Genomic DNA, 20,790 nt, shown 5'->3' on the forward strand with positions numbered 1-20,790 from the left:
GTTTGGCACACTCGGTGCGGGCGGGCTAAGGGCAAAGCACATCCGCGCGAATCTGCCCAAAGCAAATGCGCAAGGACACCGTCTAAGAACCTGGCGCTTTCTTTGCAGCTATGGTGTTTCGGCAGGCTTGCTTGAGCGAAACGAGGCCCTTGATGTTGCAATGCCGAAACTTGCCAAGACAGAGGGCCATCCACCGTGGTCGTTGGCCGAGATCGAGGAGTTTCGTCGCCGCTGGCCGATCGGATCAGCCACTCGTGCTGCGATGGAGTTGCTGCGCTTCACAGGCGCGCGGATCAGCGATGCAGTCATGATTGGTCAGGGCATGATAGCTCGCGACGGGGTGCTGAGCTATCGACAGCAAAAGACGGGTGGAATGGCTCATGTCCCGTGGGGTTGCCCGTTGCCAGATTTCGCCATTCATCTGAGCCGCGACCGCGATCTTATGCTGCAATCGCTCGACACGCTTTCGGGTCAGATGACATTTCTGCAAGCCAAAGGTCGAACCAGATCCGAGAAGGCGCTGGGAACGATGATCAGGGAAGCGGCAGTAGCTGCCGGCTTCAAGAAAAGTGCGCACGGATTGCGCAAAAGCCTTGCAACAGAGCTCGCAGAGGGTGGTGCATCAGCTCACCAGATTGCCGCCTGGACCGGCCACGAAACGCTTCGAGAAGTGGACCATTACACCAAGTCGGCAGACCGTCGCCGAGCAGTTCGCGGAACAGAACAAGGCCAGAACGTTGGAAAATTCTTGGGCACAGGTGGAAAACCTGTTAATTTCTAAGTAAATTCAATTACTTAAAAGAGGGGTGGCGGACAGTGAGGGATTCGAACCCTCGAGACGGTTCCCCGCCTACACACTTTCCAGGCGTGCGCCTTCGACCACTCGGCCAACTGTCCATTCGCGTCACTTAACCCGAGCCGGGGCGGGACGCAAGCGGTCTAAATCAAAGCTTTGAAATCCTTTTTTGCAGCTCGGCAAGCTGGCGCCTGATTTCGGACATATCGTCCCCAGTCGCGACTGTTCCTGCTGGTTTGGCGGCCCCATCCTCGTCTTCCTGCTCGGGGCCGCTGGCGCCCGGCCAGCCAGAGGTCATGGCCTTCATGAACAGCTCTTGCTGACGACGCAGTGCCTCGAATCCCGGCATCGACGACATAGGATTAGGAAAAGTCGAAAGATTTTCCATGACCTTTGACTGCCCCTCACGCAGCATCTCGAAGCTGGCGGCAAGGAATTGCGGCACGACCGATTGCGCTTGTGTCGTATAGCTGCGCACCAGATCCGTCAGAACGTCCAAGGGCAGAATGTTCTCGCCCCGGCTTTCATGCTCGGCAATGATTTGCAAAAGATACTGGCGCGTCAGGTCATCGCCAGACTTCAGGTCAACGATCTGGACCTGCCGCCCTGCCCGAATGAAGCCGGCAATATCCTCAAGGGTGACGTAATCGCTGGTCTCGGTGTTATACAGCCGGCGACTGGCATAGCGTTTGATCAGCAGCGGCGTTGACGTGTCGGCCTTGGTCATCGACCTCTCCCGGTATTGCATTTGCAGCATGATTAAAAATCATCCACGGAAATGCAAAGAAAAACAGCGCAAAGCCGATCTGTTGCCAGGGCGGGTGGCGATGCGGCCCCTGCCTTGCGACGGAGGGACATGAAAAAGGGGGCACAAAACCCGCGCCCCATTTCACAAACTGATCAGCCTGAGATCAGGCTTTGTTGGCAGCTGCGGTCGTCGCGGTTGCGGCGGTCGTTGCTTTTTTAACAGCAGCCTGGGTCTCGCGCGCGGCTTTTTCAGCGGCTTTTTGCGTTTCCGAAGCAATATCCTTGCCAGCGGTCATCATCAGATCGACGGTGTCCATCTGAACCTGCTTGGCGACTTCGGCGTAAGACGCCATGTGCTCGGCAGCGGCTTCAGCAGCAGCCGAAGCGAAGTCGTTCATGGCTTTTGCATAATCTGCGGGCTCATCTTTCGACGCGGCCAGCTCGCCAAAGCGGCTGATGGTGTCTTTTGCCCACTGAGCCGAAATCTCGGTCGAGCGCTCGGCTGCGGCCAGCGAGATGCGCGTCAGTTTTTCGCCCAAAGCGGTCTGGCTTTTGAATGCATCCTGCAGCGACGAGGTGTCGACCGGGAATTTTGCAAGAATATCTTGGTAAGCTTTTGTGAAATCGGGGGTCTTTGCCATTGCTGCTACTCCGTCAGAGGCGGCTCAAGCGGTGGAGCTGCCAGTTACAATTCCGTCCATGCAGCCTATATACATTCTGCAGTGCAGCATTTCAAGCTTTTTATTGCTGCACTGCAGAAATTATGAGTACACGCCCTATCTGGGGCGCTCGTGAACATAGCTGCCCGGCGCGGGGCCAAAGCCCTTTCCGGGATCACGCGCGTCGATCAGCCCGCCCGAGCGGCCCTTTAGCCAATCCGACCAGCCCGCCCACCAGCTTCCTTCGTGAAATTGCCCCTGGTCAAGCCAGTGGTCACTGCCCTGAGCAAAGCCCGCATCCGAGGTGTAATGGCCGTATTTCTTTTTGCTGGGCGGGTTGATGATCCCGGCGATATGACCCGATTGCGACAAAATGAAACGCCGGTCTGTCGATCCCATCTGCGCGATGCCGCGCCAGCTGTCGCGCCAGGGGGCAATGTGATCGGTTTCGCAGGCGATGGCACAGATCGGCAGCAAGACATCCGACAGATGGACCTTTTGCCCCAAAACCGTAAAACCATCCTGCGCAAAGGCGTTTTTCTGGCAAAGGCCACGCAAATATTCGACCGCCATTCGCCCCGGCAGGTTGGTGCCATCTCCGTTCCAGAACAACAGATCGAAAGCAGGCGGGGCCTCGCCCAGCATATAGCTGCGGATTGCGGGGGCCCAAACCAGATCATTGGCACGCAAAAAGCTAAAGGTGCGCGTCATCAGCGCCGATGACAGCACCCCCTTGTCGCGCACCTCATCCTCGATCCCGGACACGAAATCGTCTTGCAGATAGGTCGTGAACTCTCCTTGTTCGGCGAAATCCGTCAATGTGGTAAAGAATGTGGCCGAGTTCACCCGGTCGATGCCACGCGACTTAAGCAGCGCCAATGTCAGCGCAAGCGTGGTCCCGGCGATGCAATAGCCCACCGCATTGACCTTTTCCTCGCCGGTCAGGTCCTGGATGCGGTCCATTACCTCCAGATAGGCGCTGACGTAATCATCCATACCCGTCTGCGCGAAACTGGTGTCTGGATTTCTCCACGCCACCACAAACAGGCTGTAACCCTGATCGACGATCCATTTGATCAGACTATTTTGCGGCTTAAGATCAAGGATATAGAATTTATTGATCCAGGGCGGGAAGATCACGACGGGGATGGCGTGAACCTGATCGGTCGTCGGCTTATACTGGATCAGCTCATATAGGGGGGCGCGCGCAACGACGGTGCCTTCGGTCGTGCCGATGTTTTCCCCGACGCGGAAAGCGTCGCGATCAGCCAGCGAGACGATGATTTCACCGCCATGCTCTTCGACATCGCGGACGAGATTTTCCAAGCCTTTGACCAGGCTCTCCCCCTCGGTCGCGACGGCTTTTTCCAGCGCGTCGGGATTGGTCGCCAGAAAATTCGTAGGCGCCATCATGTCGATGATCTGGCGGGTGAACCAGTCAATGCGCCTGCGCTCGGTCTGGTCCTCGATCTCAAGGCCAGCGGCCGCAGCCTCCATTGCCTCGGCATTGATCTGGTACTGGCGCTTCACGAAGCTGAAAAACGGATGGCTGGTCCACAAGGGGTTTTGAAAGCGGCGATCGGCCTTTTCCTCGAGCGAGGGTTCGGGTGCCTGCCCGCGCGCCAGCGCCGATTGGCTTTCGGCGACATGTCGCAGGGTTTCGCCCCAATAATGCACCTGCTGACCCAGCACGCGGGCGGGCTGTTCGGCCAAAAGCTTCAGCCAAGCCGCCGCAGCCGAGGTATAAAGCTCGGGGCCAGGCGCCTCGACCCCGGCATTGCGCGAGCGGCGCTGCGCCATCGCCTTCATCAGACGCTGGGTCAAAGCCTCGATCCGCTCGATGTTTTGAACCAGCTGACCGGGCAGATTGCTGTTTTGACCAAAGGCCGCCTCGACGAAGGCGGCGGTGGTGCCGGTGATGGTTGCGCTTTCTGTGGCTGCGGGTGCCACGGTGGGTGCGGGCACAGCCGACGGATCGGTTTCGGCCTGCGCAATCTGGTCCCCTATTGGGCTGGTGGGTTGCGGGGCACGCGTTTTTTCGGCTTTGGGCGTCGCCGCTTTATGCGTCACGCTGCGCGTATCCGCCGCCCTGCCCGGCGCGCGCGCACGGCTGCTGGCACCCGCACGGGGTTTCGCGCCAGCCGCCCTTTTGCGCTGGGGTTCAGTGGCCGTTGCCAGGGCCGGGGATTTCTCTTCGATCGCATCTGAGCCAGCCGCAGTGACAGCCTGACTTGCCAAAGCTGCCTTCCGGGACACCCTTTTTGCGGCTGCAGGCTTGGGTGGTTCAGCCGTTGCAGCGGGCTTGGATGTGGCCTTCGCTTTGACTTTGGCCGGGCGGCGCGATGGCTTATCGCCTTCAGCTGCGAATCGCGCGGCCGCAGCAGCGCTTTCCGTGTCAGAGATTCGCGCGGAAGAAATCGGCGTTTTCTCGGCCAAAACGGACGAATCACCTGCTTTCCGCCCCTTGATCGAGGAGTTTCCTCTCGATTCAGGGCCTTCTGGCGTCACGTCCTTCTTGTCCTCGCCGCTTGTCATAAAATTAAATCCTCCCTAACTATTAACGACATTATGCCTAGCATGATTTTCAGGTAAAGGCGCTCCTGTCCCTGCCGTTGGTACATCAAGGAAAGTAAACCAATCATGAAATATAAGGGCCTGCGCGGGATCATCTCCTATGATGCGATGGAGACAATTCGGAACACCAATGAATGGATGGGAGCCAGCGCACGCGCCTTGGCCTCGTACCCTGCCTTCGCGCTGACGCCTCATCCGATGTTCAAGATGATGTCCGCATGGGGTCGCGTGACCGAGCGCAGCTTTGCGCGCATGGTCATCAAGCCCGATTGGAAGATCCCCGCCATTATCGGCGAAGACGGTCAGGACCATATTATCTATGTCGAGCCGGTGCTGAAAAAGGACTTTGGCGATCTCGTCCATTTCCGGGTGGCGCGCCGCGCACCGATGCCGCGCAAGGTCTTGGTGGTCGCCCCGATGTCGGGGCATTACGCAACCTTGGCGCGCTCGACCGTGGCCTCGCTGTTGCCCGATTGCGACGTTTACGTCACCGACTGGCACAATGCGCGCGACATTCCGGTCAGCGCTGGCAAGTTTGATATCGAAGATTACACCAAATATCTGGTCGAATTTTTCCGCTTTCTTGGCCCAGACACCAATGTCATTGCGATCTGCCAGCCTGCGCCGCTGGCTTTGGCCGCAACCGCCATTCTGGCCGAAGAAGATCCCGATGCCCAGCCGCGCACCCTGACCTTGATCGGTGGCCCCATCGATCCCGATGCCGCAGCCACCGAGGTCACTGATTTCGGCAATCGCATGACCATGGGCGAGCTGGAGCATCTGATGATCCAGCAGGTTGGTTTTAAATATCGCGGCGCCGGGCGCATGGTCTATCCGGGGCTGGCGCAGCTTTCCTCATTCATCGCCATGAATGCCGAGACCCATGCCACGGCCTTTATCGACAAGATTTTTGCCGAGGCGCGGGGCGAAGGCTCGGAACACGACCGTCACAACAAGTTCTATGACGAATATCTGGCCGTCATGGATATGACCGCCGAATTCTACCTGTCGACGGTCGAGCGTATCTTCAAAGGCCTCGAGATCGCGCGTAACGACTTTTCCGTCGATGGTCGCAAAGTTGATCTTGGCAAAATCAAGGATGTGGCCGTGATGACGGTCGAGGGCGCGAATGACGATATTTCCGCCCCGGGCCAATGCGTTGCGGCTTTGGCGCTATGCACTGGCGTGCCAGATGCCAAAAAGGTCCAGCACCTCGAACCGGGGGCCGGCCATTACGGCATTTTCGCCGGAAAAAGCTGGCGATTGAACATCCGTCCTTTGGTTCTTGATTTCATTGACGAACATCTGACCGACGATCTGCACCGCCGCAAGCGCCGCAAAAAGGACGTTTAAGCCGACATCTTCAGGCATCTAGCAAAGGCGCGGTCCGCCGCGCCTTGTTTCTGCGTGACTGCGGGGATGGCGCGTCAAATGACCGCCACGCCCGATTGCACCCCGCCCGATTGTGCTTCGTCCGATTGTGCCTAATCCGACAATGCGCAGTCCGACAGTGCCCCCTCAGTTTCCGGATCGTCGGCTTCCGCCCCGCCGGGTGGTGCAACACGTGATGTTAGGGCTGTGCATGTCAGAAAACCCATATCAGCGACCATCACGCAAAGGCCCCCGCCTTGGGGGCCTCACCATTTTTCGTCTATTCAACCATTGTTTAGTCTATTCAGTGATCACGCAGCGGTGCCCAAGGGGCGCAGCCCCTGCGTGACTACCCTTGGCCGCTCTCAGGCAGCCCGTGCGCCCTTGTCAGCCCGCGGCCGCCAGGACCTCTTCGACCGAGGTCGTGATTTGCGCCAGACAATCGGGGGTCGAGAAGCGGTGATCCGCGCCCTTGACCAAAGTCAGCCGAATATCTGTGCCCGTTGCATGTTCCAACAGATCCAGCGCCCATTCCATTGGCACATCTGCATCCATCGTGCCTTGCAACAGCCGCACCGGGAAAGGCAGATCCAAGGGCTGCTGCATCACCAGATGCGCGCGGCCATCCTCGATCAGGCGGTGGGTGATGGCATAGGGGGCGTCATAATCGCTGGGGATCTCGATCTTGCCATCGGCGATCAGGCGCGCGCGCTGAACCTTGGTAAAGCCGGCCCAGAATCCTTGCTCGGTGAAATCAGGCGCCGCGGCGACCGTCACCAAGCCCGCAATTTTCTGTGGCATGGCCCGCGCCAACAACAGTGCGATCCATCCCCCCATCGAAGATCCCACCAAAACCTGCGGGCCCTGCGTCAGTGCCGAAATGGCGGCAGTTGCATCGGCAAACCAATCGCCAATCGCGCCCTCTTCAAAATTGCCGCTGCTTTCGCCATGGCCGGAATAGTCAAATCGCAGGAAAGGACGGCCTTGCGATCTCGCCCATTCCTCTAGGGCCACGGCCTTTGTGCCCTGCATATCCGACCGGAACCCGCCCAGAAAAACCACGCCGGTTCCATGGCCCTCGCTTTGGTTATAGGCGATACGGCGGCCTGCGGATGTGTCAAGATATTCGGTCATGCTACTGCCTTTTCTGGTTCCCCCCCCCAGCGATAGCCGCATTGACTTCGCCGGTCAAAGCGTCCACATAAACCGCCGAAAACATAACCCGCAACCGGGCGTTCCGTGGGCGCCAAACCGACGAGGAGCCAGATATGGCCGACCTGATCTCTCTTACTTTTCCCGATGGCAATATCCGTGAATATCCCAAAGGGATCACGGCTGGCGAAGTGGCAGCCTCGATTGCGCCCAGCCTTGCCAAGGCGGCCATTTCCGCAAATCTTGATGGCCAGCACATCGATCTGGCCTGGCCGATCCAGGCCTCGGCAGCACTGCGCATCAATACGATCAAGGACGAGGCACCCGCGCTGGAGCTGATCCGTCACGATCTGGCCCATATCATGGCCCGTGCCGTGCAGGAAATCTGGCCCGATGTGAAGGTGACGATCGGCCCGGTTCGCGATGCCGGCTGGTTTTATGACTTTGACCGCGCCGAACCTTTCACCCCCGAAGATCTGGGCCAGATCGAGCAGAAGATGAAGCAAATCATCAATGCCAAAGATCCCGTCCGCACCGAGGTCTGGGACCGCGCCCGTGCGCTGAAACACTATGAGGACCGCAACGAGCCCTTCAAGGTCGAACTGATCAACCGCATCCCCGAGGGCGAGGATCTGCGGATGTACTGGCACGGCGATTGGCAGGATCTGTGCCGCGGACCGCATCTGCAATCGACGGGTCAGGTTCCCGCCGATGCCTTTAAATTGACCCATGTTGCCGGTGCCTATTGGTTGGGCGACAGTTCGCGTCCGATGCTGCAGCGCATCTATGGCGTGGCCTTCCGCAACCGTGATGAGCTGAAGGCCCATATGACCATGCTCGAGGAGGCCGCCAAACGCGACCACCGCAAGCTGGGCCGCGAGATGGATCTGTTCCATATGCAAGAAGAGGCCCCCGGTCAGGTCTTTTGGCATCCGAACGGCTGGACGATCTATACGACGCTGCAAGATTACATGCGTCGCCAGCAGCGCCGTGGCGGCTATGTCGAGGTCAATACCCCGCAAGTCGTGAACCGCAAGCTGTGGGAAGCGTCGGGCCATTGGGAAAACTATCAGGAAAACATGTTCATCGTCGAAGTCGACGAAGACCATGCCCGCGAAAAAACTGTCAATGCGCTCAAGCCGATGAACTGCCCCTGCCATGTGCAGGTGTTCAACGTCGGGCTTAAATCCTATCGCGACCTGCCGTTGCGCATGGCCGAATTCGGTGCCTGCAACCGCTATGAGCCCTCGGGCGCGCTGCACGGCATCATGCGCGTGCGTGGCTTCACGCAAGATGATGCGCATATCTTCTGCACCGAGGCCCAGATCGAGCCCGAAACCAAGAAATTCATCGATTTCCTGTCGATGGTCTACAAAGATCTTGGCTTTGAGGATTTCCGCATCAAGCTATCGACCCGCCCCGAGAACCGTATCGGCTCGGAGGAAAGCTGGGATATCGTCGAGGCCGCTTTGGCCAATGCCTGCACCAAAGCGGGCTATAGCTACGAGCTGAACCCCGGCGAGGGTGCCTTCTATGGCCCGAAACTGGAATTCGTGCTGCGCGATGCCATTGGCCGTGACTGGCAATGCGGAACGCTTCAGGTCGACCCGAACCTGCCCGAGCGTCTGGATGCCAATTACATCGCCGAAGATGGTGCGAAACATCGCCCCTATATGCTGCACCGCGCCGTTCTTGGCAGCTTCGAGCGTTTCATCGGCATTCTGATCGAAAGCCATGCGGGCAAATTCCCCCTGTGGCTGGCCCCGCGTCAGGTCGTGGTCGCCTCGATCGTTTCGGATGCCGATGACTATGTCCATGAGGTGGTCGAGCTGCTGAAGGCCGCGGGCATTCGCGCAGAAGCCGATACCCGCAATGAAAAAATCAACTACAAAGTCCGCGAACATTCCGTCGGTAAGGTTCCGGTGATCATGGCTGTGGGCATGAAAGAGGTCGCCGAGCGAACCGTTTCTGTCCGCCGCCTTGATAAGCAGGGCAGCGAATCAATGAGCATTGTCGATGCGCTTGCCGCACTCACGATTGAGGCAACTGCCCCTGATCAGCGCTGATCCGCCGATTTGCGGGAATTCGAATGCGCGGGATTTTAGAATCCCGCGCATTCGCACTTGTTTTTTCCGATAAACCGAGCAAACTTTTCGTCGTGGGCACGACTTTCTACCGCCTCCCTTCACGGGCAGCCGGACGAAACACGGAAAGGCTGCACGGCCTAGGGGCAATCTCGCACCCGGGAAATTCTGAGGAGAGACGGTAATGGCTACCGGTACCGTAAAATGGTTCAACGCCACCAAGGGTTATGGTTTCATCGCACCTGACGATGGCGGCAAAGATGTGTTCGTGCATATTTCGGCAGTCGAACGCGCTGGCCTGACCGGCCTGAATGACAACCAGAAGGTCAACTACGAACTGCAGGCTGGTCGCGACGGTCGCTCGTCGGCAAGCGACATCACCCTGCTCTGATCGCAGTCCATACTTTCAGCATCCCGAACGGCCCGCCTGCGGGCCGTTTTTCTTTTGGCCCATCTCAGGTTATGCCCCACACTGGTGGCGATGATGCCCCGCCTGATTATGAATAATGATGCTGCCATGCCGTCCCCACCTACCCGGCCCTTTGATCGGCCTGCCGCGATGAACCTTGCCCACCATGTTCTTGCGGCGGGCCTTGCCCATCCCGACAAGGCCGCCTTGGCCATCCTTGGCCCCTCTCGCGCCGAGCGGTGGTCCTATGCCCGCCTGACCTCAGCGGTGCGCGGCACAGCGACCGGGCTTTTGGCAGCGGGGCTGGTTCCAGGAGACCGGATCTTGTTGCGCCTTGGCAATCGCCCGGTCTTTGCCGTGGCTTTTCTTGGCGCCATTGCTGCCGGGCTGGTTCCCATTCCGACTTCGGCCATGCTGACCGCTCCCGAAATCACCCGGCTGGCGCAGCAAACCAATCCTGCGCTAATCATCGCAGGTCAGGATGTGGCCTTGCCCGATCACCCCGCGCCGATTCTGTCCGAGGCCGAGATTCTGGCCTTTGAGAAACTGCCCCCCGCCGATTGGGCGATGGGCGACCCCGAGCGTCTGGCCTATATCATTTTCACCTCGGGCAGCTCGGGTCATCCTCGCGCCGTCATGCATGCGCACCGCGCCATTCTGGCGCGCCGCATGATGTTTGATGACTGGTACGGGCTGACCCCATCGGACCGGATGCTTCATGCCGGGGCCTTCAACTGGACCTTTACCCTTGGCACGGGCCTCCTTGATCCTTGGACGATGGGTGCAACCGCGCTGATCCCCGCCGCAGGGATCGAGCCGCGACAGCTGCCCTTGCTGGGCGCGCGCCACGGCGCCACGATCTTGGCCGCGGCCCCCGGCGTTTTTCGCCAGATGCTCAAGGCCGACTGGAAAAGCTGGCCCAGCCTGCGCCATGGCCTTTGCGCGGGCGAGCGGCTGGACCCGGGCTTGCGCAGCCAATGGCTGGCGCGCACCGGCACCGATCTGCACGAGGCGATGGGGCTTTCGGAATGTTCGACCTTTCTCTCGGGCAGCCCCTCGCGTCCCGCGCCAGCCGGGACGGCGGGCTTTGCGCAGACAGGACGAAAACTGGCTATTCTGGATGCCAACGGGGAAAGCGTCGCCCCCGGCGAAATCGGCCGCCTTGCCATTCACCGCGACGATCCCGGCCTGTTTCTGGGCTATCTCGACCAGCCTGGTGACACGCTTGCGCGAATGCACGGCCCTTGGTTCACGACCGGAGATCTTGCCCGGACCTCGCCCGAGGGCGCGATTACCCTTTTGGGGCGCGATGATGATGTGATGAACGCAGGCGGCTATCGCCTATCGCCAGCCGAAATCGAGGCGCCGCTATCCGAGCTGCCCGGAATCGGCGAGGTGGCGGCCGCTGAAATTAGGATCCGTCCGGATCTGTCGATTATCGCGCTTTTCTGGACCGGGACCGCGCCCGAGGATGAGCTGCGCCAGATCGCCTCGCAGCAGCTTGCGGGTTACAAACAACCCCGCGCCTACATACATCTGAACGAACTGCCGCGCACGCCGACCGGCAAAATCAACCGCCGCGCCCTGCGCGAGGCCCATTCCAAGGACCACCCATGAAGCCTGCTGAACCCGCATCCGCCACCGATCAGACTGCCGCCTCGGTAACCGAGCCGACTGGCGTGGGCGCATCTGCCTCTGTCCGGCTTGATATTTTTGCCGATCCCGTCTGCCCCTGGTGCCTGATTGCCAAGGCAGAGCTGGACCGGGCATTGGAAAGCCGCCCCAATCATCCCTTTGCCATCACCTGGCATCCCTTCCGGCTTGACCCGCAAATGCCCCCCGCCGGCATGCCCTATGTCGACTACATGAAAATGAAATTCGAGGGCGAAAAGGGCATTATCGCAGCGATGAAGCCGGTCATGGAGGCGTCAGAGCGATTGGGATTGTGGATCAACCCCTCGCTGATCGAGCGGGTGCCCAATACATTGAACGCCCATCGCTTGCTGCATTGGGCAGGGCTTGAGGGCGCACAGACCCCGGTCATGTCCGCCTTGATGCGGGCCTATTGGCGCGAGGGCAAAAATATTGCCAACCCCGATGTTCTGGCCGAAATCGCTGCGGGGGCGGGGATGAATTCCGAAATGATCCGCCGACTGTTGGCAACGGATGCCGATGTCGAACAAGTGGTTGGCCGCGAGCATCATGCCCGCGAGCGTGGCATTTCCTCGGTGCCGACTTTTATCATCGCCGACAGCCATGCCGTATCAGGCGCCCAACCCGCCGAGCTGTGGCAACAGGTCATCGATGAACTCAGCGAAAGCGCGAAAACGCCCAATGCCTAGTGCAGGCTAAAGCTTACCCCGCGCTTGTGCCGCTTGGCGTTTAGCGCTGCATGCCCCGTGGGTGGCGCACTGATCGCGCCGCCCACGGGGCATGCCCGGCCTTAGGGCTAATGGCCTCAAAGCTCATGACATAAGGATCGATGCGTAGGCGTAGGCCGCAAACCAACTGCCCTGTGGGCAACAGCGCTTGGATGACCCAGTAACGGCCAAGATGTCGCCCCCCCCTTGCGCACAGGTTCTTGCGGGGGGGCCCCTTAGGCAAAGCCGGGGACGCCGATGATCGGCGCGGCTTTGCCCTGTGTTCGGTCAATCGGCTTGCGGCCGAAGCGCGACTGACCGAAGCGCTTCTTGCCGATCTGCCCCGCCCTTTGCTTGGGCGTTCCTCACGGCTCTGGCCTGTGCTTATTCAGCGCGAATGAACTTTTCGGCCATGATCACAACCGGACGCAGCGGCGCGCCTTGCTGGCCTTGCACGCTCACATCCATCAAGGCCAGATGATATTTGCCGCCCCGCAAGACCGTCGGGCCGATGCGGGCGTCACGGCTGTTTTCGCCGTCATCATTATCTTCGACCAGTTGCCCCTTGCCATCAAACAGCACCAAGCGCGTATCGGCGCCGGTCACTGATCCCAGCGTATGGATGTCAACCACGGCGCGGTCAGGAAGCTCGAAGCTGAACCATGTTGCGGCACTGCCTTGCAAGATGACTTCGCTGGAATTGTCCTTAAAGCTGAGCGGCTTCACCGGATAGCTGTCATCCGCCGGCGGCAATTCGCCCCGTGCATAGGCACGACGCAGGTGCTCGGCCACATCCAGATGCTGTGCCGATACCGAAATCATGCCCTGCCCCTGCGACATCGCGCCAACCCCAAGGCAATAGCTGCCCGCCGCCAGATCGGGTACGAAATCCATGCGCGGATCGCGACCGTCGGCGTCATCATTGGCCGCGATCTGTTGCCCGTTTTCATCGAAAAGAGCCAGATAAGCATCGATCTGGCCCCCGCCCTTGGCCGAAAGCGTCAGGCTGGTTGGGGTTGCAAGATCAAAGCGCAAATAGCGGTTACGCTCGGCACTGCCTTGCGAGGTCACCGCCCCCTTGGCCAAAGCGGCCTCTAGCGGCCCTTGGGCCAGCATCTCTGCCGGGGTTTGGGGGCCACATTGCAGCTCGGCTGATTCGATCAGCGCGGGTTGATCCTGACGCCCCAGCTGAAGGGTCACGTCCATGTTTTCGGACAGATCAGACAGCACAAGGCAGTAATCCCCTTCGGGCAGGTCGGCCTCGATCCCGGCATTCAGCGTACGTGGAAGATCGTCGTTGGCCTCGATTTCCGCCCCTTCTGCATTCAGCAAACGCAGCGAAGGATCCCCGTTGTTATTGCTGCGCGCCTCAAGGCGCAGCGACTGGGGCGAATTCAGGTGAAAAGCGCGCATGCGGCTTTCCTGCCCGGTCAGACGCTCTTGAAACGGCTCTTGGCTGTTGAGCAGGTCAAAGGCCTCGCGGCTATTTCCAATCCAGTCCGCCTGAACCTCATCACCACAGGCCAGCATCTCGCCCTGTTCATCTGCCGCCACATCCTCGGCCGCTACGGCCTCTGCGGCCGATTCTGTCGCCGCCTCGGCTGCGGCCTCGGCCGCCGCATTGACCAGTTCTGCCGCGTCTTTTGCTGCATCTTCTTGCGCCAAGGCTGCATCCAGCGGCAGGGCCAGACAAAGGGCAGTAAGCCCCGCGATCAGGGGTCGGCTTGGGTTCATCAGCTCAATTCCGTTTGTTATTCGGGCACTAGCGGCAGGGTCTTTGTACTTTGCATAGCCTGTTTTGCCCCAATCGCACAGGCCGATTGCCCCGATCATCTGCGAAGCTGCAAAAATCCGCCAAGCGCGTAAGGTCAATCACCCCTGCCCCATTGCAGAGCCGCGCGGTATGTGACAATCGCGCTCTCTTTGCACCACCAATCCGATGAGACAAATGCACCTCTCCGATCAAGACCGTGACATGTTGATGAAAACCCTGCAGAGCAAATCGCCCGAGGTCCTTCAGGTCCGCATGGCCAATTCGCTGCTGCTTCTTGCCGAAGGGCTCAGCCCAGAGGATGTCGCAGGCATTCTTTATATCGAAGAGGCAACGGTTCAGGGCTGGCAAAAGCTTTTCGCCAAACGCAGCCGGATCGCTGCCTGACACCACCTTTTAAGGTGTCCAAAGCACGTATTTGCGGCCCCCTTGCGCGTGATCCGCTGGGGCCGCAGCAATCAGGTCAATGTTGCTGTGACACCAGTGGCCGCAAGGTGATTTGCTTGATCGCGACAGCCTCAACGCGCGCGCGGCTGTACAGCAGGGGATGATAATGTCCCGCCGCCCAATCGGGTTGCAGATCACGGTAATGGGGACTTGTGGGAAGGCCTGACTGGCCGGGCGTGTTGATGAACAAGCTGTTATCCCAAGCCCCGACATCAATCATCATACGAACCGAAGGCCCGGTCGTGACCGCCAGATCCTGCGTGCGATATGCGGCGTAATTCGCGGTCGATGACGATCCCCCCCGCGCAATGCTGGGGCATGACCAATCTTGGCTGGTCAGGTCCTGCAAGGTATGGCGAAGCGCCAGCCGATGCACCTGCCCCCATTGCCAGTCCCGCGCATCCGCCCCCATCATCTGCGCACAATCGCGCCATGCCGCATCCAGTGAGGCGATGATTTCAGGCGGGGCCGCGCTTTGCTGATCAAGCCAATCCACCAGCGCGGGTCCATCATAGGGCGCCAGCAGGCTCAGAACCTGCGCATTTGCCCCCTCTAGTCTGGCGATGGCTGGGCCAAGATGGCGTGACAGCCAAATTTCCAGCAAGGCACCAGCGGCCGAGCCGGGCGCCAGATCGCCCGTGAAATCGGCAAGCAGCTCAAGAATGGCAGGCGAAACCGCGGATCGCATCTCGGGTCTTTGCAGCCAATTGGCCAGCGAGACGGCAAGATTGGAATGAAGGCTCAGCTGCATCTGGGCACAATCTTGCAAGCTGACCCGCGCATTTTCTGCCAAAGTCGTATTCAGGAAATCGTGCCGACTGGGATCAAGCCATTCATAGCCCGGGCGCGCGCCCTGCCAATCGGCTGGCAGGTTCATCGCATTGGCCGTGGCGATATAGCCGCGCGCCGGGTTGATCTCGACCGGGGTGTCGCTGGCGGGCATCATGCCCTTCCACTCGAACCGACCATCGCCGGGAACAGGCAAAAGCCCCTCCCAGCCGTCGCGGATCGGCGATGCGCCCGAAGGCTTCCAGACGATATCGCCGGCGCAATCACCGTAAATATGATTGACCGATGGACAGCCCCAGCCCCGAAGGGCTGCAAGATAGGTCTCTTTGGATGTCGCGCGCATGACCGACAGGCTGGCCATATAGGGGGCACTTCCCGGCTGGGTCCAGACCGTGCGCAAACCAAAAGCGCGCCCATTGTGCCGATATAAAACCGGCCCATGCCGGGTGAAGGGCAGTTCGATCTGCTGATCGGGATGCCCCCGCACGGGAATGGTTTCGGTCAGAGTCGTGATCGCTTCCCACTGGTTGTCATAACGATAAAGCCCCTGATCGTCCGGGTGCAGATCATAGACATATAGATCCTCTTGATCGTCGCCATAGATCGTCAATCCAAAGGCCGCGCTGCCGTTATGACCCATGGAAATACCCGGCACCATGGCCTCACCTGCGCCAATCGCATCAAAGCCCGGCATCGTCAGATGGACCATATAGCGCACCGATGGCAGGCAATGGGTGCGATGGGGGTCAAGGCATAGGATCGGACGGCCTGACTCGCTGCGATGGGCCGCAATCACCCAATTGTTCGACCCTTCCGAACTGGCGATGCGGTCGATTTCACCCAAAGCGGTCGGCTGCACCCAAAGATCTGCATCCTGCAAGGGCGCGGCAAGACGCTTGGCTGAGAAGCTGACCGGGCTGACCCCCAGCAAGAAGTCTCGTAAGACCTGATCGGGCAGATCGTCCAGATCCAGACCTTGTGCGATTGTGGGGGCGATGGCTGGCTCTAGCTTCTTGCGCAGCTGATCCAACTTTGTCCCCGCGACCGGGCCCATCAGCGCCAATACGCGGGCCCGCAAAATCTCGGATGTGGCATTGCGGGTCAAAGAGTGGCTGCGGATGCGCACCACATCCTCGGGTGCCCAAAGATCCGGCTGATTGCCCAGCAAAGCAAACTCGGGCGGCAGCGCGTTTTTGCCCGATCGCGTTCCCATAACATAGGCGTTGATCCCCGCCACAAAGGCCGTGCAGATCTCGCGGGCGTCAGGGGCATAGCATGCCCATTCTTGCGCCATATCTCCGCGATAAAGCAGCAGGCGCGAGGCGCGGTCCTGTGCCAGATAGCCCGGACCGAAATCACCCGCCAAAAGGCCAAGCCCGCGTTTGCGCGCCAGATCAATCTGCCACAACCTGTCACGCGCCGCGTTCCAGCCTTGGGCGAAAAACAGATCGTCGCGGTTTTGCGCCGAAATATGGGCAATGCCCCAGGGATCGATCCGGATCGAGACCTCGTCATGAAGGCCGCGCAAATGGTGCTGGTGGGGCTGGGTCATCTTGGTCGGGCATCCGAAAGGGATTGAAGATCGCGCCCCGCAGCCCAAATGGCCCCGGGGCGCGACCGCTGGTCGCTGGTCGCTAAACCGTTGAATCAGGTCAGTTCAAGGAACAGGCCCGCGTGAAACTTGGCACGCTCGACCAGGCAATCCTCGAAAATATGCTCATTCAGGGTGTGAAGTCCCGCACCGCGAACGCCGGTTGAATCGATGGTCGCAATTCCAAGCGCGCCGGTGAAGTTGCCATCCGAGCCACCGCCCGAGGGGCAATGCCCAAGTGTGAAACCGATGCGTTTGGCCACATCAGAGGCGACGTCAAACAGCGCCAGATCCTGCGGTTGACCGGGTTTCCAGACCGGGCGGGTCACGCCTCGGGTGACGATGAACTCAACGTCGTTGACGCTGTCGGCCAGCCCCAGCATTGCCTTGACGCCTGCCTCAAGATCCTCATCGGTCTTGGCCATCGACAAAACCTCGGCAAAGCACGAGGAGGACACGCAGTTCACCCATTGCCCGGCATGGATCACGCCGACCGAGAAGGTGCAGTCATCCGTGGTCATCGCCTCGATTTCCGGGATCTTGCGCGCCATCATCGCAATCGCCGAGCGCCCTTCCTTCAGCGCCCATCCCGCATGCGAGGGTCGCCCGCGGGTTTCCAGATTGAAACGTGCGATCGCATAGCGCCCGATCACGCAATCATGCCCGTTATGAGCAGGTTCGGGAACGATGACGCATTTGTTCAGCAGCGCCTCTTGCTCGATCAGATCGCGCGTGGCGGGGGTGCCGATTTCTTCGTCGGGGGTCAGCAGGAAGGTGACGGGCAGCGGCGTTTTCATTCCGGCGCGCATGATCTGACGCATGGCCTCAAGCGCGACGAAATTGCCGCCCTTCATGTCCTGAATGCCCGGGCCATAGATTTTGCCCCCTTCGCGCCGCCAGGGGTTTTGCGCCAGCGTGCCGACAGGATGAACCGTATCCAGATGGCCGGAAACCAAGATCCCCGGCTTGCCCTGATCGGCATGGGGAAACTTGACCCGCAGCGAGGGGCCCAAGCCCATCCGCCCAGGTATCACCTCGATCGAGGCCCCTGCCGCAGCACAATCATAGGCAACCACATCGACGATGCGCGCCATCGCCTGCGCGTCAAAGGTCGGGCTTTCCGTTTCGATCCACGGCTGCAAACGGCGGATCATATCTTCATTGTCGAAATTCAGATCAAGAAATGACATCACGCAGCATCCTTGTTCATCGGCATACGGCGCTCGATGATGCGGGCATAGATTGAGGAACCGACCGGCAGCACCGCCGGATCAAGGACGAAGGCGGGGTTGTGCAATGCGGCCTGACCGCCATGCATGACGTTGATATAGGCACCGGGAACCACGTCGGACATATCGGCGAAATCCTCAGAGCCCATCAGCAGCGGCCCGTCATCGCTGACATTCTCCTGGCCCAAGATATCGGCAGCAGCATCCAGATAGGCATCGGTCAACTCGGGCTGGTTGATCAGGACGTTAAAGACATTGCGAATATCGACATCGATCTCGATGCCATGCCCAAGCGCCAGACCCGCGCATAATTCGCGCATCCGCGCTTCGACCAGCTCCATGACTTCGGGGTCGAAATAGCGCACAGTCCCGGTGATGACAGCGGTCTCGGGCACGATATTATAGGCCGATCCGGTGTGGAACTGCGTACATGACAGCACGCAAGGCTTTACCGGATCGACATTGCGCGAGACGATGGTTTGCAGCTGGCCGACCAGTTCCGCACCAATCACCAGCGCATCCTTGGACTGGTTGGGTGCGGCGGCATGGCTGCCCTTGCCCTTGATGGTCAGGTCAAAAAAGGACGCGCCCGCCATCATCGGCCCTTTGCGCATGCGCGCCTTTCCCACCTGCGAGAAGGGGTGGTTGTGCATACCATAGATCTCATCCACGGGGAAACGCTGGAACAACCCTTCCGAGATCATGCGCCGCGCGCCGCCCAGCCCCTCTTCTGCGGGCTGGAAGATGAAAACGGCCGTTCCGTCAAAATCACGGGTTTCCGCCAGATATTGCGCCGCGCCCAGCAGCATCGTCGTATGCCCGTCATGGCCACAAGCATGCATCTTATTCGCGTTCTGCGAGGCATAGCCCAGCCCGGTGATTTCCTGAATGGGCAGCGCATCCATATCGGCGCGCAAGCCGATGCGGCGGTTGCCCTGCCCTTTCCCGCGCAAGATCCCCACGACCCCGGTCTGGCCGATCCCGGTATGAACCTCGTCAAAACCCCAGTCGTTCAAATGCTGCGCCACAATGCTTGCGGTCCGCGTTTCCTCGAAGCCGATTTCGGGGTTTGCGTGAAGGTCTTCAAAAACAGCACGCATTTTTGGTGCCTGCTCTTCAATGAATTTGATCAGTGCCATGTTGTCTCCAAATCAGGCCATAAGCGGCTGGTGGGCCGCGAAATCCCAAAAACGACCGGGCGCTGCATCGATCAGCGCGCGGGTATAGTCATGTTGCGGATTGTGCAGAACTTCGCCCGCCGGGCCCTGTTCGACCACCGCGCCACGTTTCATCACCAAAACATCATCGCAAATCTGGGCGGCGACGCGCAGGTCATGGGTGATAAAGATGATTGCAATTCCGGTTTGGCGCTGAAGTTCGTCCAAAAGATCAAGCACCTGCGCCTGAACCGACACATCCAGTGCCGAGACCGCCTCATCTGCTACCAGAACATCCGGGCGCAGCATGACTGCGCGGGCGATGGCGATGCGTTGGCGCTGTCCCCCCGAAAACTGATGCGGATAACGGCGCAGCGCGTCTTCGGGCAACGAGACGATTTCCAGCAACCTTTTGGCCTCGGCAATAGCATCGACATAGGGCACGCCGTAATTCAAAGGCCCCTCGGTCAAGGACCGCGCGATCGTCCAGCGCGGGTTAAGTGAACGGAACGGGTCCTGAAACACGACCTGCAATTTCTTGCGCTTGGGCTTCATCGCGCGGGTCGAGAGATGGGCAATATCATCACCCTCCAGCAGGATCTCTCCCTCGGTCGGCTCGATCAGGCGCATGATCGCGCGGGCCACCGTCGTCTTGCCCGAGCCACTTTCCCCGACAATTCCCAAGGTGCGCCCCGGCGAAAGACCGAAATTCACCCCATATGAGGCGCGAACTTCTGACTTTTTGCCCAGGAAAGAGCCGCTGCGATAGGTCTTGCCCAGATCCTTGGTGACCAAGACCGGGGTCGAGGCCGCCTCGGTGCGGGGCGCGCGCGGGATCAGGCTGGGGACGGCCGCCAGCAGCTTTTTAGTGTATTCATGGCGCGGCGCCTCGAGCACTTGGCGGATCGGGCCGGTTTCCAAGATCTCGCCATGGCGCATGACGCAGACACGGTCGGCAATCTCGGCGACCACGCCCATGTCATGGGTGATGAACAACACCGCTGTGCCGTGCTTTTCCTGCAATTCCGCAATCAGCGACAGGATCTGCTTTTGCGTGGTCACATCCAGCGCCGTCGTCGGCTCATCCGCGATCAGCAAGGCAGGTTCCAAGATCAGCGCCATCGCGATCATGATGCGCTGGCGTTGGCCCCCCGACAGCTGGTGCGGATAGCTGTCGAAGATCCGCTCGACATCGGGCAGATGCACCTGCTCCATAATATCCAGGACGCGGGCACGCTTTTGCGCGGTTCCCAGATTGGTATGCAGATCCAGCACTTCAGTGATCTGTGCGCCAACCTTGATGACCGGGTTAAGGGCGGTCATAGGCTCTTGAAAGATCATCGCCAGATCCTTGGCGCGCTTATCCTTCATCTGGTTTTGGTTCAGATCCAGCAGGTTCTGCCCCTTCAGGGCAATGCGCCCTGATCTGACCCGCAAGGCGTTCTTGGGCAAAAGACCCATCGTTGCCAATGAAGTCACCGATTTGCCCGAGCCGCTTTCCCCGACCAGACACACGGTTTCGCCATGCCGGATGTCAAAGCTGACGCCCTTAAGCACGGGTGGCAAATTCAGGTTTCCCGCGATTTCAACGACCAGGTCATTGATCTCAAGCACGACGGGCTCGGAGGAAAAATCCTTGTCACGCAGCTTCATC

General features: G+C 59.7%; 16 protein-coding genes and 1 tRNA gene. 7 read left to right on the forward strand and 10 right to left on the reverse strand.

The genetic code is table 11. The features are described from left to right. The coding region (locus RTS12_RS11140; RefSeq protein ID WP_312528456.1) for a tyrosine-type recombinase/integrase at nucleotides 1-781 on the forward strand (781 nt) is incomplete at its 5' end. A 26-nt stretch (nucleotides 782-807) separates the two neighbouring features. On the opposite strand, the gene RTS12_RS11145 is transcribed toward RTS12_RS11140, so the two are convergent. The 4 genes from RTS12_RS11145 to phaC all read right to left on the reverse strand — a co-directional run bounded on the left by RTS12_RS11145 (nucleotide 808) and on the right by phaC (nucleotide 4,011). Continuing rightward, a tRNA-Ser gene (locus RTS12_RS11145) sits at nucleotides 808-897 on the reverse strand. 47 nt (nucleotides 898-944) lie between these two features. Beyond that, complete coding sequence (phaR, locus tag RTS12_RS11150) at nucleotides 945-1,523, reverse strand: polyhydroxyalkanoate synthesis repressor PhaR (protein WP_312528458.1); 579 nt, start codon at nucleotides 1,521-1,523, stop codon at nucleotides 945-947. Between the two features lie 184 nt (nucleotides 1,524-1,707). Beyond that, nucleotides 1,708-2,184, reverse strand: coding sequence for a Phasin (locus RTS12_RS11155; RefSeq protein WP_312528459.1), 477 nt, complete (start codon nucleotides 2,182-2,184; stop codon nucleotides 1,708-1,710). A 135-nt stretch (nucleotides 2,185-2,319) separates the two neighbouring features. Then, nucleotides 2,320-4,011, reverse strand: coding sequence for a class I poly(R)-hydroxyalkanoic acid synthase (phaC, locus tag RTS12_RS11160; RefSeq protein ID WP_409455683.1), 1,692 nt, complete (start codon nucleotides 4,009-4,011; stop codon nucleotides 2,320-2,322). A gap of 831 nt (nucleotides 4,012-4,842) precedes the next feature. Between phaC and phaZ the strand changes: the two genes are divergently transcribed. Next, nucleotides 4,843-6,129 carry a polyhydroxyalkanoate depolymerase gene (gene phaZ / locus RTS12_RS11165; protein WP_312528463.1) on the forward strand — a complete coding sequence of 429 codons (1,287 nt, stop codon included), beginning with the start codon at nucleotides 4,843-4,845 and terminating at the stop codon, nucleotides 6,127-6,129. 405 nt (nucleotides 6,130-6,534) lie between these two features. Here the strand turns inward: phaZ and RTS12_RS11170 are convergent, their stop codons facing one another. Then, on the reverse strand, nucleotides 6,535-7,281 hold the full coding sequence (locus RTS12_RS11170; protein ID WP_312528465.1) for an alpha/beta hydrolase: 747 nt from the start codon (nucleotides 7,279-7,281) through the stop codon (nucleotides 6,535-6,537). Nucleotides 7,282-7,415: 134 nt separating this feature from the next. Here RTS12_RS11170 and thrS point away from each other — a divergent pair, with 134 nt between their 5' ends. The 4 genes from thrS to RTS12_RS11190 all read left to right on the forward strand — a co-directional run bounded on the left by thrS (nucleotide 7,416) and on the right by RTS12_RS11190 (nucleotide 12,134). After that, the gene (gene thrS / locus RTS12_RS11175; protein ID WP_312528467.1) at nucleotides 7,416-9,365 is read left to right on the forward strand and encodes a threonine--tRNA ligase; all 1,950 of its coding nucleotides are present in this window, start codon (nucleotides 7,416-7,418) and stop codon (nucleotides 9,363-9,365) included. Nucleotides 9,366-9,567: 202 nt separating this feature from the next. Then, nucleotides 9,568-9,774: a cold-shock protein gene (locus RTS12_RS11180; protein ID WP_312528469.1), complete on the forward strand. Its 207-nt coding sequence runs from the start codon at nucleotides 9,568-9,570 to the stop codon at nucleotides 9,772-9,774. Between the two features lie 126 nt (nucleotides 9,775-9,900). Further along, a complete protein-coding gene (locus tag RTS12_RS11185) occupies nucleotides 9,901-11,409 on the forward strand; it encodes a class I adenylate-forming enzyme family protein (protein ID WP_312528471.1) in 1,509 nt (502 codons plus the stop codon). After that, on the forward strand, nucleotides 11,406-12,134 hold the full coding sequence (locus RTS12_RS11190) for a DsbA family oxidoreductase (protein WP_312528473.1): 729 nt from the start codon (nucleotides 11,406-11,408) through the stop codon (nucleotides 12,132-12,134). Before RTS12_RS11185 ends, RTS12_RS11190 begins: the two co-directional genes overlap by 4 nt. A 402-nt stretch (nucleotides 12,135-12,536) precedes the next feature. Here RTS12_RS11190 and RTS12_RS11195 read toward each other — a convergent pair whose 3' ends face one another. Continuing rightward, a complete protein-coding gene (locus RTS12_RS11195; RefSeq protein ID WP_312528475.1) occupies nucleotides 12,537-13,886 on the reverse strand; it encodes a DVUA0089 family protein in 1,350 nt (449 codons plus the stop codon). Between the two features lie 241 nt (nucleotides 13,887-14,127). Between RTS12_RS11195 and RTS12_RS11200 the strand changes: the two genes are divergently transcribed. Next, on the forward strand, nucleotides 14,128-14,310 hold the full coding sequence (locus RTS12_RS11200; protein WP_312528477.1) for a hypothetical protein: 183 nt from the start codon (nucleotides 14,128-14,130) through the stop codon (nucleotides 14,308-14,310). Nucleotides 14,311-14,386: 76 nt separating this feature from the next. Here RTS12_RS11200 and RTS12_RS11205 read toward each other — a convergent pair whose 3' ends face one another. From RTS12_RS11205 to RTS12_RS11220, 4 genes are all read right to left on the reverse strand, one after another. Beyond that, nucleotides 14,387-16,711, reverse strand: coding sequence for a penicillin acylase family protein (locus RTS12_RS11205; RefSeq protein ID WP_312528479.1), 2,325 nt, complete (start codon nucleotides 16,709-16,711; stop codon nucleotides 14,387-14,389). A gap of 95 nt (nucleotides 16,712-16,806) precedes the next feature. Further along, nucleotides 16,807-17,940, reverse strand: coding sequence for a M20/M25/M40 family metallo-hydrolase (locus RTS12_RS11210; RefSeq protein ID WP_312528481.1), 1,134 nt, complete (start codon nucleotides 17,938-17,940; stop codon nucleotides 16,807-16,809). After that, nucleotides 17,940-19,118, reverse strand: coding sequence for a M20 aminoacylase family protein (locus RTS12_RS11215; protein WP_312528483.1), 1,179 nt, complete (start codon nucleotides 19,116-19,118; stop codon nucleotides 17,940-17,942). The genes RTS12_RS11210 and RTS12_RS11215 overlap by 1 nt, the downstream gene beginning before the upstream one ends. 12 nt (nucleotides 19,119-19,130) lie before the next feature. Next, the gene (locus RTS12_RS11220; protein ID WP_312528485.1) at nucleotides 19,131-20,789 is read right to left on the reverse strand and encodes an ABC transporter ATP-binding protein; all 1,659 of its coding nucleotides are present in this window, start codon (nucleotides 20,787-20,789) and stop codon (nucleotides 19,131-19,133) included. Nucleotide 20,790: the final 1 nt, after the last annotated feature.

It is taken from the genome of Paracoccus sp. (in: a-proteobacteria) (assembly GCF_032007265.1).
GTDB lineage: Bacteria > Pseudomonadota > Alphaproteobacteria > Rhodobacterales > Rhodobacteraceae > Paracoccus.

Bases quoted from the DNA above. Each gene is read 5' to 3' on its own strand.
- RTS12_RS11190 (WP_312528473.1), top strand. From the start codon at position 11,406: ATGAAGCCTGCTGAACCCGCATCCGCCACCGATCAGACTGCCGCCTCG.
- phaC (WP_409455683.1), bottom strand. From the start codon at position 4,011: ATGAAGGCGATGGCGCAGCGCCGCTCGCGCAATGCCGGGGTCGAGGCG.
- RTS12_RS11195 (WP_312528475.1), bottom strand. From the start codon at position 13,886: ATGAACCCAAGCCGACCCCTGATCGCGGGGCTTACTGCCCTTTGTCTG.
- RTS12_RS11215 (WP_312528483.1), bottom strand. From the start codon at position 19,118: ATGGCACTGATCAAATTCATTGAAGAGCAGGCACCAAAAATGCGTGCT.
- thrS (WP_312528467.1), top strand. From the start codon at position 7,416: ATGGCCGACCTGATCTCTCTTACTTTTCCCGATGGCAATATCCGTGAA.
- RTS12_RS11155 (WP_312528459.1), bottom strand. From the start codon at position 2,184: ATGGCAAAGACCCCCGATTTCACAAAAGCTTACCAAGATATTCTTGCA.
- RTS12_RS11205 (WP_312528479.1), bottom strand. From the start codon at position 16,711: ATGACCCAGCCCCACCAGCACCATTTGCGCGGCCTTCATGACGAGGTC.
- phaR (WP_312528458.1), bottom strand. From the start codon at position 1,523: ATGACCAAGGCCGACACGTCAACGCCGCTGCTGATCAAACGCTATGCC.
- RTS12_RS11210 (WP_312528481.1), bottom strand. From the start codon at position 17,940: ATGTCATTTCTTGATCTGAATTTCGACAATGAAGATATGATCCGCCGT.
- RTS12_RS11185 (WP_312528471.1), top strand. From the start codon at position 9,901: ATGCCGTCCCCACCTACCCGGCCCTTTGATCGGCCTGCCGCGATGAAC.
- RTS12_RS11180 (WP_312528469.1), top strand. From the start codon at position 9,568: ATGGCTACCGGTACCGTAAAATGGTTCAACGCCACCAAGGGTTATGGT.
- RTS12_RS11220 (WP_312528485.1), bottom strand. From the start codon at position 20,789: ATGAAGCTGCGTGACAAGGATTTTTCCTCCGAGCCCGTCGTGCTTGAG.
- phaZ (WP_312528463.1), top strand. From the start codon at position 4,843: ATGAAATATAAGGGCCTGCGCGGGATCATCTCCTATGATGCGATGGAG.
- RTS12_RS11200 (WP_312528477.1), top strand. From the start codon at position 14,128: ATGTTGATGAAAACCCTGCAGAGCAAATCGCCCGAGGTCCTTCAGGTC.
- RTS12_RS11170 (WP_312528465.1), bottom strand. From the start codon at position 7,281: ATGACCGAATATCTTGACACATCCGCAGGCCGCCGTATCGCCTATAAC.